Origin of the sequence: Cohnella terricola, assembly GCF_007786475.1 — a bacterium.
Lineage (GTDB): Bacteria > Bacillota > Bacilli > Paenibacillales > Paenibacillaceae > Cohnella > Cohnella terricola.
Genome location: NZ_VNJJ01000006.1, coordinates 145,314 through 159,546 on the forward strand (window position 1 = coordinate 145,314; position 14,233 = coordinate 159,546).

General features: G+C 50.4%; 16 protein-coding genes and 1 pseudogene. 5 read left to right on the forward strand and 12 right to left on the reverse strand.

The window, feature by feature from the left end; genetic code table 11:
• The first annotated feature begins 169 nt into the window (after window positions 1-169).
• The 3 genes from FPZ45_RS12625 (at window position 170) to FPZ45_RS12635 (ending at window position 2,553) form a co-directional block, all read left to right on the forward strand.
• A complete protein-coding gene (locus tag FPZ45_RS12625; RefSeq protein WP_144702006.1) occupies window positions 170-889 on the forward strand; it encodes a response regulator transcription factor in 720 nt (239 codons plus the stop codon).
• The gene (locus tag FPZ45_RS12630) at window positions 886-1,953 is read left to right on the forward strand and encodes a HAMP domain-containing sensor histidine kinase (RefSeq protein WP_186438373.1); all 1,068 of its coding nucleotides are present in this window, start codon (window positions 886-888) and stop codon (window positions 1,951-1,953) included. Before FPZ45_RS12625 ends, FPZ45_RS12630 begins: the two co-directional genes overlap by 4 nt.
• A gap of 96 nt (window positions 1,954-2,049) precedes the next feature.
• Window positions 2,050-2,553 (forward strand): stalk domain-containing protein, encoded by a 504-nt coding sequence (locus tag FPZ45_RS12635; protein WP_144702012.1) that lies wholly within the window; start codon window positions 2,050-2,052, stop codon window positions 2,551-2,553.
• On the opposite strand, the gene FPZ45_RS12640 is transcribed toward FPZ45_RS12635, so the two are convergent.
• Both FPZ45_RS12640 and FPZ45_RS12645 read right to left on the reverse strand, forming a co-directional pair.
• The gene (locus FPZ45_RS12640) at window positions 2,554-3,411 is read right to left on the reverse strand and encodes an alpha/beta hydrolase (protein ID WP_246120432.1); all 858 of its coding nucleotides are present in this window, start codon (window positions 3,409-3,411) and stop codon (window positions 2,554-2,556) included.
• Between the two features lie 50 nt (window positions 3,412-3,461).
• Window positions 3,462-3,884, reverse strand: a complete 423-nt coding sequence (locus FPZ45_RS12645) for a MarR family winged helix-turn-helix transcriptional regulator (protein WP_144702015.1) — start codon at window positions 3,882-3,884, stop codon at window positions 3,462-3,464.
• 177 nt (window positions 3,885-4,061) lie between these two features.
• Between FPZ45_RS12645 and FPZ45_RS12650 the strand changes: the two genes are divergently transcribed.
• On the forward strand, window positions 4,062-5,864 hold the full coding sequence (locus FPZ45_RS12650) for a DUF2207 domain-containing protein (RefSeq protein ID WP_144702018.1): 1,803 nt from the start codon (window positions 4,062-4,064) through the stop codon (window positions 5,862-5,864).
• Between the two features lie 15 nt (window positions 5,865-5,879).
• Complete coding sequence (locus FPZ45_RS12655; protein ID WP_144702021.1) at window positions 5,880-6,428, forward strand: LemA family protein; 549 nt, start codon at window positions 5,880-5,882, stop codon at window positions 6,426-6,428.
• Here FPZ45_RS12655 and FPZ45_RS12660 read toward each other — a convergent pair.
• The 10 genes and pseudogenes from FPZ45_RS12660 to FPZ45_RS25715 form a co-directional block, all read right to left on the reverse strand.
• Window positions 6,418-7,314: an alpha/beta fold hydrolase gene (locus FPZ45_RS12660; RefSeq protein ID WP_144702024.1), complete on the reverse strand. Its 897-nt coding sequence runs from the start codon at window positions 7,312-7,314 to the stop codon at window positions 6,418-6,420. The two genes, FPZ45_RS12655 and FPZ45_RS12660, sit on opposite strands and share 11 nt — an antisense overlap.
• Window positions 7,311-7,934, reverse strand: a complete 624-nt coding sequence (locus FPZ45_RS12665) for a TetR/AcrR family transcriptional regulator (RefSeq protein ID WP_144702027.1) — start codon at window positions 7,932-7,934, stop codon at window positions 7,311-7,313. The genes FPZ45_RS12660 and FPZ45_RS12665 overlap by 4 nt, the downstream gene beginning before the upstream one ends.
• Window positions 7,935-8,035: 101 nt before the next feature.
• Complete coding sequence (locus tag FPZ45_RS25330; RefSeq protein ID WP_186438374.1) at window positions 8,036-8,209, reverse strand: hypothetical protein; 174 nt, start codon at window positions 8,207-8,209, stop codon at window positions 8,036-8,038.
• Between the two features lie 21 nt (window positions 8,210-8,230).
• Window positions 8,231-8,929, reverse strand: coding sequence for an ABC transporter permease (locus tag FPZ45_RS12670; RefSeq protein ID WP_246120433.1), 699 nt, complete (start codon window positions 8,927-8,929; stop codon window positions 8,231-8,233).
• On the reverse strand, window positions 8,922-9,845 hold the full coding sequence (locus FPZ45_RS12675) for an ABC transporter ATP-binding protein (RefSeq protein ID WP_144702030.1): 924 nt from the start codon (window positions 9,843-9,845) through the stop codon (window positions 8,922-8,924). The genes FPZ45_RS12670 and FPZ45_RS12675 overlap by 8 nt, the downstream gene beginning before the upstream one ends.
• A gap of 84 nt (window positions 9,846-9,929) precedes the next feature.
• On the reverse strand, window positions 9,930-10,871 hold the full coding sequence (locus FPZ45_RS12680) for a sensor histidine kinase (RefSeq protein WP_144702033.1): 942 nt from the start codon (window positions 10,869-10,871) through the stop codon (window positions 9,930-9,932).
• A 1-nt stretch (window position 10,872) separates the two neighbouring features.
• Entirely contained in the window at window positions 10,873-11,586 is a 714-nt protein-coding gene (locus tag FPZ45_RS12685) for a response regulator transcription factor (protein ID WP_144702036.1), read from the reverse strand.
• Window positions 11,587-11,780: 194 nt separating this feature from the next.
• Entirely contained in the window at window positions 11,781-13,337 is a 1,557-nt protein-coding gene (locus FPZ45_RS12690) for a methyl-accepting chemotaxis protein (RefSeq protein ID WP_186438375.1), read from the reverse strand.
• Window positions 13,338-13,458: 121 nt separating this feature from the next.
• Window positions 13,459-13,815 (reverse strand): antibiotic biosynthesis monooxygenase, encoded by a 357-nt coding sequence (locus FPZ45_RS25710; RefSeq protein ID WP_246120445.1) that lies wholly within the window; start codon window positions 13,813-13,815, stop codon window positions 13,459-13,461.
• A gap of 21 nt (window positions 13,816-13,836) precedes the next feature.
• Window positions 13,837-14,226: pseudogene (locus tag FPZ45_RS25715) on the reverse strand (ankyrin repeat domain-containing protein); the annotation flags it as partial.
• Between the last annotated feature and the right edge of the window lie 7 nt (window positions 14,227-14,233).

Sequence of the window (14,233 nt, forward strand, 5' to 3'; positions counted from 1 at the left end):
TCCCTATTGAAAGAAGCCCCTGTCATCGTAACGAGATGGCAGGGGCTTTTCCCTTGTCGTTTGTTTCGGTCGAAAGGGCCTAACGTTATGCTGAATTAATAGTTTTGTAAGGATCGGTTACGTTTCGTTACGTTATAATGGGAGAACCAAATCAAGGAGGCACCCCCTTGTGGACTGGACGATATTGATTGCGGACGACGAAACGAATATTACCGACGTATGCGCGCGTTATTTGGAACGGGAAGGATATCGGGTAGTAACTGCATCGGACGGGGACGAGGCCCTTGAGAAATGGCGCCGTGAATCGCCCGATCTGATCGTGCTTGACCTTATGATGCCGAAGAAAAACGGTTGGGAAGTATGCGAAACCGTTCTTAACGAACAGGACGTACCCATCATCATGTTGACCGCGCGCGGGGAGGAGACGGACCGGCTGATGGGACTGACAATGGGAGCCGACGACTACATGACAAAGCCGTTCAGTCCGCGCGAGCTTGTCCTGCGGATAAAGGCGATTCTGCGTAGAGTTCGCCGCGCCGGTGAAGGACGAATGACCGAGATGTCGGCAAACGGGGTACATGAGCTTTGTTATCCCGGGCTGCAAATTCACTTGCTTCATCGTAGCGTCAGGATTGGCGACCGATCCGTCGAGTTGACGGTCAAAGAATTCGAACTGCTCTCGCTATTGGCAAGCCGGCCGGGACAAGTATTCTCGCGCAACCAGCTTCTGGATATGGTATGGGATGCCGACTATTTCGGAGATACGACAACGGTCACCGTTCATATCAGAAGGCTGCGGGAAAAGATCGAAGCGAGCCCATCCGAGCCCCGATATATCAAAACGGTATGGGGCATCGGCTACAAATTCGAAAGCAGGGATCGCGTATGAGACTGCGGGCATACCTGCTGCTGGCCAACGGAGTCAGTATCGGCATCATTCTGCTAAGCTTGTTCGTCTGTTACCGATATATGCTGCTTAATGGACCGGAGACGATGCTGCTCGTCAGCGTTACGCTAGGGGCCGCCGCCGTATCGTTCATCGTCCACTTCGCGCTGACCCAGCGGCTGGAAAAGTCGCTGCAGCGGTTAACGGAGGAAACGGAGCACATTGCGAAAGGCCATTTCGATGGCATGGCTCCGGTCATAGGACCGGCAGAATTCCGCCGCCTGGCGGAACGATTCAATGAAATGTCGATCAAACTGAGCGACAGCTTCAAACGTATTCGTTCCTCGGAGGCGTCCCGCCGCGAGCTTGTGGCGAACGTGTCCCACGATTTACGCACGCCGCTCGCATCCGTGCAGTCGTTCGTCGAGGCGCTGCAAGACGACATTGTGCAGGACAAAGAGACATTCCAACGGTATTTGCGGACCATCCGCCATGAGACCCAGCGCCTTAGCCGACTTATCGACGACTTGTTCGAACTATCGCAGCTTCACGCCGGAGCACGTGTATGGACGCCGGAACCATGCCACTCCGACAGCTTGATCGTAGATGTTCTGCATAGTCATGAGTTACAGCTGGAAGAAAAGCGGCTGGATGTCCACGTGCGCGTTCCGGACGATCTGCCCCCTCTGCACGCTATGCCGTATGAATTAAAAAGAGTGCTCTCCAACCTATTGCAGAACGCGGTTCGGCACTCCCCTGCGGGCAGCCGGATCGAGTTGGAAGCAAATCTGCTTCCCGATCAACGCTATGTTCGCATTACGATCGACGATGAAGGGGAAGGCGTCGCTCGGGAAGAACGTGAGCTCATCTTTGAACGGCTGTACCGCTCGGACCGTTCGCGGACGCGGGCGAGCGGCGGAAGCGGATTAGGCCTCGCCATCGCCAAATCCATCGTTCAACTGCACGGGGGCGATATCGGCGTAGAGCCGCGGCAAGGGGGCGGCAGCCGGTTTTGGTTCACGGTAATGACGGCTTCTGAAGCTAACCAATATGATAGCCAGATTTAATGGTTTCGTAAGATATACGTTAGTCTTAGTTAAGACCGTTCCTCTAAGCTGAATGTCGGAAGCTATTCCATATTCCTTTGGAGGAGGACGAAAAGAATGAACGGTTTGAAACGATGGATGGCGGTATCCGCGCTTGCATTAACAGTAGCGGCGCCCACGGTTGCATCGGCGAATGATGCGGGCATGATGATGAAGAAGATCGACTACAGCAAGGCCGATGTGATGAAAAAGAACGGCATGGAACTGGTTGCGCTCCGGCAGATTGCCGAGTCTCTCGGATACTCCGTGATGTGGAACAAGATGGATATGTCGGTGACTCTGACCAGCACTATGATGATGAGCGACGGAGACAGCGGCATGATGGATAACTCGATGACAGACAAGGGTATGATGGATAATTCGATGACCGATAAGGGCATGATGGATTCATCGATGGACAATAAGTACATGGTAAAAGTCATGATCGGCAGCAAAACGGCGACCGTCGACATGAAGAAGCAAATGCTGAACGATGCGCCCGTCATCATGAACAACAAGACTTATGTATCCACATCGTTCGTCGAAATGTACCTTGCCGGAAACGGTAAGATGATGAAGTAACTAGACGTGATCGCCTTTCCTCGAGGATGAGGGGGGCGATTTCTTCAACCAGTCCAATATCGTTTCTACCGATTCCCTATATCTCTGCCCGATGAGCACGCCGGTATGCGTGGTGTTCCATAGCCCTTTATATTCGCCGCGTAGGTGCTCCGCCGCCACCCTTCCCTGACGGTCGTCATTCTCGCTATTTACGGCTTTGATTACCAGACACGGACAAGTAATGGAGCCGCTGTTGATGGATATCCCTTTCGATTCAGCCGTAAAAATAAATGCATTAAACGCCTTCGACGACTCCATCGCCAAATACTTTCTTTGAAATTCAATATCCTCTGCCGATTCATCTATGCTAATCTGCTCATCGCGAACCGGGGCAGGCACGACGAGATCGGTCGTCATCTGGCCTAACTCCGGATAAGGCACTTCTTCATGGACCTCTCTACTGATGACAGAATCGATCAGCACTAGGCCGGCGATCGGAACGGTCTCGGCCAGCTTCTGGCTCAAAATACCTCCCATACTGAATCCGATCAGGATCGGCGGCACTCCGCATTCCGCGATGATCTCTTTAATATCCTCCAGATAATCCTCGAAAGTAATCACGGTCATATCCAGCGCCCTGCTTTTATAGTGGCTTCTCATATTCATGACATAACACTTCCAGCCTTCGCCGACAAAATGGGAAATGTATTTGCTCCACATCCAGCTTCCGGTGAAAGCGCCGTGCACAAAAAGCAAAGGCGGCCTGTTAGAAGCTGCATCTTTAAGGTTCTTTCCCTCGAACACCTCCAAGAACAGATCATTCACCCCGACGTATTTCTCCATATGATCCGGTAAATCTTTCGTATAATCCTTCATCATGAAATCCACCTCTTCATTTTAGTTTGATATCAAACTATTTGGATAAAAAATTAAAAGTTATCGTAAATCTTTTTTAGTATTCTAAGGACATCTTCTTTTTCTTGATCGGAAACGCTAGAGTAGAACACGCTCAACATTTCTTGGGAGATGGATTCAAAGATCGGTTCCAGTTCCCTCCCTTTGGGGGTTACAGCAACGTGTACGACCCTCGTGTCTTCGATGTCCCTTTCCTTTGTCACGTATCCAAGCCGCACGAGCTTGTCGACAAGCGCCGTCACCGTGGATTTATCCTTGCGAATCCTCTTGGAGATCTCCGCCATCGTGAGTCTTGGGGCCTTAAACAGCGCATAGATGATATCCCCATGCGATGTGCCGATCCCGTCTACTCCATTCTTCGCCATCTCTGTTACGATGAAGCGATTCACTTTCTCTCTGATTTTCGAAATTAACGAAGCAACGTCTCTGGTTTCCATAATCCCAATATAGTTTGATACCAAACAATTGTCAAATTACTGCAGACCAATTCATTGTACAATTTCCCAATTTAAGTTAATATTGCAGTGTGCTCAAGCATTTTATGCATAAGTACCTAATCGTAAGAATAAATTTCGAGAGACTTATAGGTATCGTATCGTGGAAGGGGACTGCCTATGGAAGCAGTTAGAAGACCATTCGTGCTGCTGTTCTTCGTAGGACTCATTTGCTCGTCTAGTCTGACCTTTTCCGCTATTCCTGTTTTTGCGAAGGAACGTTCGTTTGAAATCAGTGAAGTCGGGATCAACGCCCGCATCGATGCGGAGGGCAACATGTGGGTGACCGAACAGGACACGTACCGTTTCGATGGGTCCTTTAACGGGATCGTCGTACAACTAGACACTTCCGGTTCTGACGGTATAGACAATTTCCAAGCTTTCGAGGTAACGTCGCAACAAGAAATTCCGCTCGTTGTTGAAGCTGCTTCGGGCAAAGGAAAGAAAATCAAGTACAAAGTCTATCATCAGGCTCACGATGAAACGAACGTGTTTCGATTTACTTATGAAGTCAAAAATGCGGTGCAAGTGTATGCCGATACCGCCGAACTCTACTGGAAGTTTTTCGACAGCACGAATCCGAGCACGCTGGGCGCGGTGCAAATTGACATCAAGCTGCCGGATGGAGAAGCCATACCGAAAGAAGACATTAAGGCGTTCGGGCACGGACCATTATCGGGAACGGTTGAAATCGCAGGAGACGGAACCGTTCAGTACCGAGTAAGTCCTCTGCCGCCCGAACAGAACCTAGAAGTTCGAATCCTATTTCCCGCTTCCTTCGTTCCGAACAGCTTAAAAGTCAATCATTCCCCGATGCTGGAGAAAATCATGCAAGAGGAACTCAAGTGGGCGAATGATTCGGACAACTCACGGGACGCATCTGCCCACCCTTGGGGGAGCACTCTCGTTTACGCCATCATTCTGCTCGCCGCCAATGTTGCTGCCGCCGTCATTCTCTACTTTCGATTCGGAAGAGAGCAGAAGCCGGATTGGAACGAGAAATATTATCGTGAGCTTCCCGGCGACGTGACGCCTGCCGTTGCTAGCTATTTGATGGACTACAAGATCGAGCCCAGGGATCTGATGGCTACGCTGGTCGATCTCGTCCGAAAAAAGTACGTCGATATGCAGGCCGTCACTAAGGAAGGAGGCTTATTCCATCGAGATCAAAAGGATTACTCATTCAGGTTGATCAACGAACTGACGGACGGATTGAAGCCTCATGAGGAATTGGTGATCGATTGGTTGTTCCGACAGCTAGGCCATAACGGCGAAGTGTCCCTGTTCGAAATCCGCCAATACGCCGGCAAAAAGGCCAATGCAGGGAAATTCCTGGCGCGATGGAGCGAATGGCAAGGGAAAGTTGTTCAAGAAGCCCGGCAGCTGGGATACTTCGATACTTCCAAAGCGGGTTCCAGAATCGCCTTGGCCGCCGCCATCGTACAAATTGCCGGCTTCCTAATCTTCGCGCCGGATGATGTGAAATGGCTGTTAGTTTGTGCGGCTCCGCTCTTTCTCTGCGGAATGAAAATCAAAAGACGAACGAAATTCGGAGCGACCGAGCGTTCGAAATGGAAGGCGTTCAAACGGTTTCTGCACGATTATAGCCAGATTGCATCGAGGGAGCCGCTGGCCGTTCATCTATGGGAGCATTACTTCGTCTACGCCATATCTCTCGGCGAGGCCAAGAGGATGATCGCCATCTCTCGGATTAATCTCCCGCAGACGGGAAGCGAGCATTACACCGTTTATTCAACGGTCACCCATGGCGACTTCGGGCGCCATTATGACCACTTTGCCGATTCTTTCAACAAGACGGTATCGACGGCAAGAAGCCATGCGCCATCCTCGAGAGGTTCCGGCGGCGGGTTTTCTTCCGGTGGTGGCGGCGGAGGCGGAGGCGGAGGCCGCGGGGCATTCTAAGGGGAGGTTCTGATCATGGGTATTTATATTGGAATTGCGATCGTTGTTCTGCTGTTATTGTGGCTCATTTCCGTTTATAACCGGCTGGTCAAGCTAAAAAATCGGGTCCGCAACAATTGGTCTCAGGTGGATGTCGTGTTAAAAAACCGGTTCGATCTGATACCCAACCTTGTAGAGACAGTTGCGGGATATGCGGCACATGAGAAAGAAACGCTCAGCCGAATCACCGAGATGAGAACGAAATACGTTTCCGCAGGGTCCGTTCAGGAGAAAGCGGAAGCAAACGGCGAAATGGCCGGATTACTCGGTAGGTTGATGGTCGTTGCAGAAAGCTACCCTGATTTGAAGGCGAACGAAAATTTTCTTTATCTCAAACAGCAATTGACCGCAATTGAAGAAAAAATCCGTTTCGCGAGGCAATTCTACAACGACACCGTTGAAGCTCTAAACACCGTGATCATGAGCTTCCCGGCCAATCTCGTTGCCGGCATGTTCGGTTTTCGCGAGGAAACGTTCTTCCACATCGACGAGGCGGAGAAGTCCGCCCCGCGCGTCAAGTTTTGATCGGCTTCAGCATGAAACCGCGAATGTTCTCGTTAACGGACGCTTGTTGCTCCAATATTAAACAGTGCCCAGCTCCATGGATCGTGCGGATCGTGGAGCCTGGCAACGATTCGCTGACGCGTTTGATGACTTGCTCGGCATCGTATATTTTCTCCTCGTCCCCGACAAGGAATAGAACCGGGGCCGACAATTTGCTCCAAGCTTTTTTCTCGATCACTCGAGGAACGACGGGAAGCTGCGAGCGTCCATGCGAGTACGCGGCGATGATTAAGTCCATGATATGCGGTGGAAGCGAATATCCCTTCGCGCAAAACCAATCCCACGCTTGCCGAATTCGGCTCGGCTTCGGAAACAACATGGCCGGATACACTTTCATGAGCAGTTTGCGAAAAGGCGGCGGCATAAAAGTGGCCACCGGCGCCAGCAGCGCCAACCTGGCGATTCGCTCCGGCCGCGCTACCGCATAATTCGAGCAGAACCAGCCGCCCATCGAATGGCCGATGAAGTTGGCCTTCGCCAATCCCAACGCGTCTAGCACTTGATCGATCCAACGGACGGCATCTTCGGTTGTACGAATCCGTTTCGCGGCTTTGCTTTTGCCGAAGTCTCCGGGCGCGTCCACGCAGTAAACCCGGAAGCCGCTAAGCGCTTCGACGGACGGGTACCACATCGCCGAATTGCACGTCATGCCGTGGAACATCATCACGGGCTCCCCCTCCTCGGGACCGCTCGTGATGATATGACAGGAACCGAATTCGGTCTGAGCCTCCATTGTCTCATACGCGACCGGCCAATGATCCATGAGTCGATCGTAAGCTTGCATAAAGGCTTGAGATCCTGATTCGCTTTTGAATACAGGCAAATAATCGAACGATGCGTCAGTCACTTCGATTCCTCCTTGCCTAGCGGCATAAGAATAGACCTGCAAACAGACAGTAATAGTTCGAACTGCCCGGCTAGCTCAATCCGTTCCGCTCCCGTCATGATGCTTTCCAGGAAAATCCCGTCCAAAAAGGAAACGAGCCAATGAACGAAAGTTTCTACCGACTTGGAAGGTTGGAACTCGCCCCGCCGTAACCCGTCCTGCACCAAGGCAAACATACTGCCATACACCGCTCTATGACGCTCTTCGATCAACGAACGACGGTTTGCATCCCTTCTGCCCACGATTAGATACTCGAACATACAGGGCGCTAGCCCGCCTACCGCTTCCCTTGCGCGCTTCTCTTGTTCCCCCAAGAAGCGTTCGAACGCTTCCCAAGCACTCATCGGCTTATCCGGTGCGAAGTTCTCCGCCATATCCTCAAACTGGCGTCGTAGCAAGTCGAGAAAGACATCTTCTTTGTTGGAATAATACAGATAGACGCCGCCGAAGCTCCTTCCGGAACGCGCGACAATATCCTTCATGGAGGCTGCTTCGTATCCCTTCTCGATAAAAACGCTTCGGGCGGCCTTCAAAATATCCGAACGAACGGCTTCTTTCTGCTGTTGCGTGATTTTAGGCATGTTTCGGTTCTGCTCCTCTTGAAATTAAAACGAGAACACTCTCGCTTATTATAGCGAGAGTGTTCTCGTTTTTACAAGGGATTTCCCGACAATCCTATCGCTTACCGCTTCTTCCTCGTGTACAATAACCCGATTGCGGATAGGACGCCTAATCCGGATGCCCCGTATATGTTGATAAGCGTTTCCCACTTCCCCGTTCCCCAATACCGCAGTCCGTTCACCGCCAACGAAACGACGCAAAGCACAATGACCCATTTTAATACGCGATTCTTCATCCGGTCTACTCCCCCGCCCCGCTATTTAAGCACGTCGACATGCTCGATGTTGCGGATCGACATATACGCAACTGCCGCGCCGAGGAGCGTCAAACCAATCGGTATCGCAATAATATCGTACAACGAGAAGCCATCGTTATTCTGGCAGACGATCGCCACAACGATAAGAGACGATACGATGGTGGCCGCGCCGGAATGCTTGCGCATGCCGAAGTACAGCGGAATCAGGCTCATGAAGCTGGTCGCCAGCGCGCCCATGACAACCGACAGCAGCGATTTGACTGCAATGGACCACGTGAACGGCTCCGTAACAACGGACTCGAACAGATTCAATATACCGAAGCCAACGCCAACAAACAGGTTCGCCGCAATATCCGCAACTAGCGTAAACAACACGACGACGAGCAGCTTGGCCACGATGAGCTTTTTGCGATTGATCGGGTACATGAACAGCACCGTGATCGATTTGTTGCGGAACTCGTCAATGACAATCCTTGAAATAAGAACCGACGCGAACACGATATACGTCCCCCGAACGAGCGTATCGATGACGGAGAACGCCATATCGTAGCTTGTAAAAGGCATCGTCCCGTCGGTCACTTCCTCATTAAGGCCGATCAAGCAGATTAGAGCTAAAATCAAGACGTTGGCGATTATCGCCGCCCGGATATAAGACCCTATGCGAAACTTTCGCATTTCAAGCTTCATGAGCTTAAGCAACGACGCCACCCCCGTTCAGGATGGACAGGAAATAATCTTCGAGCGTCCCTTTTTTCTTATGAACCGCTTCGATCGCGACATCGTGCAGTACTAAAGCCTTCATCAGCTCGCTTTGCGGAATGCGGCAATCGTAAATACGGATTTGACCCTCGTCGATGACCCGAACATTGGATATATGCAAGTGATTCTCAAGCACGAAAGCCGCTTTGCTGCTTTCGTTCGTCGTGATTTCGATATATTCCGCCGTTTCCTTGGCAATATAGTCCATCGAAACCTCCTGCAGCAGCTTGCCGTCGTTCATGACGGCGATCGTGTCGGCGATCAGCTCGATTTCCCCAAGAATATGGCTCGATATGAGAATCGTGATGCCATATTGCTTGCATAGCATTTTGAATAGATCGCGAAGCTCCTTGATGCCTAACGGATCGAGACCGTTAATCGGCTCATCGAGAATAAGCAACTCCGGTTTCGTCGTGATCGCCCGCGCGATACCAAGCCGTTGCTTCATCCCCAGCGAAAACTCCTTAACCGCTTTTTTGTCGATTCCCTTCAAATTCACCAGCTCAAGCGCCTCGTCGATCGACTTTTTGTTATGGTAGCCCATGTATTCGCAGTGCAGCTCCAGATTTTCACGGGCCGTAAGCTTATCGTAGAAAATCGGGTTTTCGATGATCGTACCCATCCTTCCCAGCAGCCGGTACGACTTATCGGTCAGCGTTTCGCCGAAAATTTCGATTTCGCCCGCCGTCGGCTTCACCAGGTTGGTGATCATTTTCATGACCGTTGTTTTGCCCGCTCCGTTCGGGCCAAGCATCCCGTATATTTCGCCTTGGCTGATGTTCATATTGACGTTCGAAACCACTTCCTTGCCCCTGTAAGCTCGGGTCAACTGTTTCGTTCTTACGATATAGGTCACTCGTTCGATGCCTCCTTCGTTCGTTACAAGCTTTATTGTAAGCATCGAATTATGCTTTTTTCTTTCTTGATTCTTACAAATTTCTTAATCCGCGAAGGCGATTCGTTTCAGTTTGACGGTAAACACCGTTTTTTCATAAGGTTTGCTATGAATGCGGATCGTTCCTCCTTGCGCTTCGACTAGCCTCTTCGTAATCGTCAGTCCGAGACCGCTACCCTGATAAGATTTGTTGCGGGAGTCCTCCAGCGTGTACATTCGTTCGAACACCCGGTCCTGATGAAGCTCGTCGATCCCTTTGCCCCGGTCCCATACGTCCACGAACACAAACTCGCCGTCGCCCCGCAATGTTAATCCGACCGCCATTCCCTCCCCGCCATGTTGAATCGCATTGGCGATCAAATTGTTCAAGACGCGATCCAGCGCTTCCTCGTTCCCCCACGCAAGCAGCGGCTTGTCCGGGATCTCGATGGCGACTTCGAAACCTTTGATCGTCAGCGTATCGTAGAAGGCCAGCATATTTTTCCCGCAAATATCGTTCATGTGAATCCGGGATAACGGAATCGGCTTGTCCCCCGACTCGAGCCTTGCCAAATCGAAGAACTCGCGGATCAGTTCAAGCACCTCATTGGCCTTGGCGTGCACTTTGGACAACAGAATCTTTCTTTCTTCCGCATTCATATTCGGGTCCAGATTAATCGTTTCGATATAACCGAGCACGACGGTAAGCGGCGTCTTCAAATCGTGCGAAATGTTGGAGATCATCTTCCGCATCGACTGCTCCATCTTCAGGAAATTCGCCGCCCGTTGCTGATTGTGCTCCAACAAATGATTGATTTCGATCAAGACCGGCATCAATGCGCGATCATCCGTAAAAACGAGCAGCTTCTCGCTTGTGCCGCTCGCGATAATTTCGTTTAATGTCGTATGGATTTGCGCCAGGTTAGCGCTTCTAGCCCGATAGGCTTGATATTGAAGAACGATCACGACAATCAAAATAACGATAAGCACAGCTAGCGCGATGACCATGTTATTGTCCTTCCCACTTGTAGCCGATGCCCCACAGCGTCTTGATATACCGGGGTTCGGACGGCTGGTCTTCGATTTTTTCGCGTAGTCGACGGATATGGACGTTAATGACGTTTTCGTCGCCGTAATATTCGTCGTTCCATATAAATCCGTACAGCTGCGCTTTCGTGAACACGCGATTCGGGTTCGTAACGAACAGCTTCAGGATTTCGAATTCTTTGGCCGTCAGCTTCAGATCGACATTGTTTTTCGATGCCGAGAAATTGTCCAGATCAATGCGCAGCGCGTCGAACGTCAGTACTTGAGGCACCGGAGGCGCCTGATCTGCGGCCGGCCCGGTATTCGAATACTTGGTCGCGCGGCGAATCGCCGCTTTGATCCGGGCCGACACTTCTATGAGAGAAAACGGCTTCGCGATGTAATCATCGGCACCGAAACCGAGTCCGATCGCCTTATCGACGTCGCTGTCCTTCGCCGACATGATGATAATCGGCACCGAACTGTTTTCCCGGATCAGCTTAATCACCTCGATGCCATCCAGCTTCGGCATCATCATATCGACAATGACGATATCGAAGTCGCTTTGCTTGAATAGGGCGATTCCGTCCAGTCCGTTACACGCCGCCGAGACGTCGCAGCCTTCTTTGACCAGATAATTTCGCAGCATTTCGACGATTTGGGTATCATCCTCGATCAGCAATACGTTGTGCGGCATGATGTTTTCTCCTCAATCCATACTGAAAAATGCGGGTTGTCTTATTCATATCATAAACCAACATTTATTAAAATTGTTAGAAGAATCCTTGATCATGGTCATTATCTCAAAGGCGCAAAAAACAGGGTGCCCGCATCGGGCACCCTGTTGTTGGGATAGAGATTCTCTGAGGCGAACCTAAGCAAAATAAGTGATTAAGAAAATTTCTGTTTTAAAGCTTGAGAAATATCGACCAACCGGCTTAACTCCTGATCGATTTGGTTCGCGGAAGTCATCAGCGTTTCCGAAACGCCGTACAATTGTTGTACGGCAGCCACGCTTTCTTCGGTTACCGCCGAGATATTCGTCATTTCGGAGGCTATACCGTCCGATTTGATTTCAACTTGTCCAATTGATTGATTCAATTGTTGAGTAAGGTAACCCATCTCGCGAATAGATTCCATCAGTAATTGAAAACTCGAAGCAGCGGATTCCGCCTTGCCCACGGATTGGTCGACCGCTTGTTTACCCGCTTCCATCTGGGATACCGATGCTTCGCTCTCTATTCGAATCGTATTTAAAATGTTCCCGATCTCATCGGTGCCTTGGCGGCTTTGTTCCGCTAATTTGCGGATTTCGCTTGCCACGACGGCAAATCCTTTGCCATACTCGCCAGCTCTTGCAGCTTCAATGGAAGCATTAAGAGCTAACAAGTTGGTCTGCTCGCTAATATTTTGAATCGAAGAAACGATGTCCTCCACTTTTTGAGAAGAATGATTGCGTGCCATTATCGTCTCGGTTGCCGTATGAATGGTTTTAGATACGACTAACGTTTGCTCGAATAAGGATTCGATGTATTGCTTGGCGTCGGATAATACGTTTTCCGTATGAACGGCCTTTTCTTGCATCTGATGAGAAGACAAGGACGTCTGTTGGATCATTTGATGGATCCCTTGCAAGTTATCTTCAATCGTAAGGATCGATTCGTTTTGGTCTTCTAAGCCGGCAGAAACCTGTTGAAACGAAGTGAGCATCTCCGTATTGGATTGAACCGCTTGCTCGGACTTTATGGAGACGTGGGATGATGTTTGTTGTAAATCCTGCGAGAGGACTTTTACGCTCTCCAGGACCGATAATAAGTCTTCTTGCTTTTTGGCCTTTTCGGCCTCTAACGCCGCGGTAACCTTTTTCTTCGAATGCATCTGAAGTAGCGTGGCCCCTGAGGTCAAAAGCAGGAAAATAGCATGCAACAAAATCATGGAGAAGGGATAATGAGCTACGCCGAAGACCAACTCCGGCACAAAGAATCCGAGGACATGTTGGATGGCAAAAAGCGCGGTCGATAATGAAATGAGTCTCCAATCTTCATAGTAAGCAATAATCGCAACAACCATAAAGATTGAAAAATGAAATTCAACCATACCGCCTGCGCCAGCGATCATCGACATGGAAGCAAACGTCATCGCTAACGTATTCAAGTAGGGGATGACTGGATGCTCCTGATCTCTTCGATATTGAATAAAAGCGAAGAGACTAAACGCAATGGGAATAAGCAAAATGATATTCAGCAGCCATGCAGAAGAGTGAACCGTGGCATGGGCCATTCCCGTTTGATGATCAAATACCTGATACACTCGATGTAATAAATGCGCCACAAGGCTTATCAGAACCGTACCGCATGTTAATCCGAGCATAAACTTATTCTTCTGACGTATCATCATGATCATCCTTTGGGGACAACGCCCGGAACGGCGCCTGCCTTTAGTTTGCATTTCTGACATACCACCCCTAATTATGACACTTGAAACTAAACAAATTCTGAAAAGAAAAAGATACAACCCCTCTCCGCATACTGGAGTGGTTGTATCCTTTCTTTTGCCAACAATTCCGCTATTAAACTTGCACGGCAGCCTGCGGCAAATGCGTAACCGCGACTTGATAGATCGTCACTTTGTTGCCGAGGATCGGATTGTTCGCCGCCTCCTCTTCGCTTCTGGATGCCGCGGCTTCCGCTCTCTTCGCATGGGCATGACGGAAAGAGTCGCTATTCGACCATGCCTGGAAGTCCTCTTCCTTCTCCCAAGTCGTGCAGACGCGGACCTCCTCATTCCCGCTTTCGTTAGTGGAATGCAGAACGTCCATACGAACGAATCCGGGAAAAGTGTGCACGCTCTTCGGCGTACGGAACCGCTCGATGACCCCTACTCCAAATCCGGCTTTTACTTCAATTCGATTCTCGACAACGATCATCCCTTTATTCACCTCGTCTTTGCTTAATGACTTCAAGTATTCAATGACTTCTCTCGCTTGTTCGCCGCCCATGAAGGCATGCTGCATCAACGAAATGCCGTGCGGTCCGGCGGCATGGATCAGCTGCGGATATTTCGTCAGCGTGGCTTTCACGATCTCGAATTCTCCCAGCATGGCCGCAGCGAACAGATCCAGTCTCGCTCCCTTGGACAACAGCCACTCGGCAATATCCCTTCGTCCGACATGTGATGCCGCGCCAAGAGCCGTCTCCCAATCGTCGCCACCCCAGTTCATCGCGGCGTGCAACAGTCCCGGTTCTTGCTCCAACATTTCTTGAATTTTAGGCAGGTCCGCATGGGCGGCTCCTACGAACTCTCTTACAAGTTCGTTGCTAATAGGGGCTTTTTTCATAAGCTCC

Bases quoted from the DNA above. Each gene is read 5' to 3' on its own strand.
- FPZ45_RS12650 (WP_144702018.1), top strand. From the start codon at position 4,062: ATGGAAGCAGTTAGAAGACCATTCGTGCTGCTGTTCTTCGTAGGACTC.
- FPZ45_RS12665 (WP_144702027.1), bottom strand. From the start codon at position 7,934: ATGCCTAAAATCACGCAACAGCAGAAAGAAGCCGTTCGTTCGGATATT.
- FPZ45_RS12630 (WP_186438373.1), top strand. From the start codon at position 886: ATGAGACTGCGGGCATACCTGCTGCTGGCCAACGGAGTCAGTATCGGC.
- FPZ45_RS12680 (WP_144702033.1), bottom strand. From the start codon at position 10,871: ATGGTCATCGCGCTAGCTGTGCTTATCGTTATTTTGATTGTCGTGATC.
- FPZ45_RS25330 (WP_186438374.1), bottom strand. From the start codon at position 8,209: ATGAAGAATCGCGTATTAAAATGGGTCATTGTGCTTTGCGTCGTTTCG.
- FPZ45_RS12635 (WP_144702012.1), top strand. From the start codon at position 2,050: ATGAACGGTTTGAAACGATGGATGGCGGTATCCGCGCTTGCATTAACA.
- FPZ45_RS12655 (WP_144702021.1), top strand. From the start codon at position 5,880: ATGGGTATTTATATTGGAATTGCGATCGTTGTTCTGCTGTTATTGTGG.
- FPZ45_RS25710 (WP_246120445.1), bottom strand. From the start codon at position 13,815: ATGATCGTTGTCGAGAATCGAATTGAAGTAAAAGCCGGATTTGGAGTA.
- FPZ45_RS12685 (WP_144702036.1), bottom strand. From the start codon at position 11,586: ATGCCGCACAACGTATTGCTGATCGAGGATGATACCCAAATCGTCGAA.
- FPZ45_RS12690 (WP_186438375.1), bottom strand. From the start codon at position 13,337: ATGCAAACTAAAGGCAGGCGCCGTTCCGGGCGTTGTCCCCAAAGGATG.
- FPZ45_RS12640 (WP_246120432.1), bottom strand. From the start codon at position 3,411: ATGATGAAGGATTATACGAAAGATTTACCGGATCATATGGAGAAATAC.
- FPZ45_RS12645 (WP_144702015.1), bottom strand. From the start codon at position 3,884: ATGGAAACCAGAGACGTTGCTTCGTTAATTTCGAAAATCAGAGAGAAA.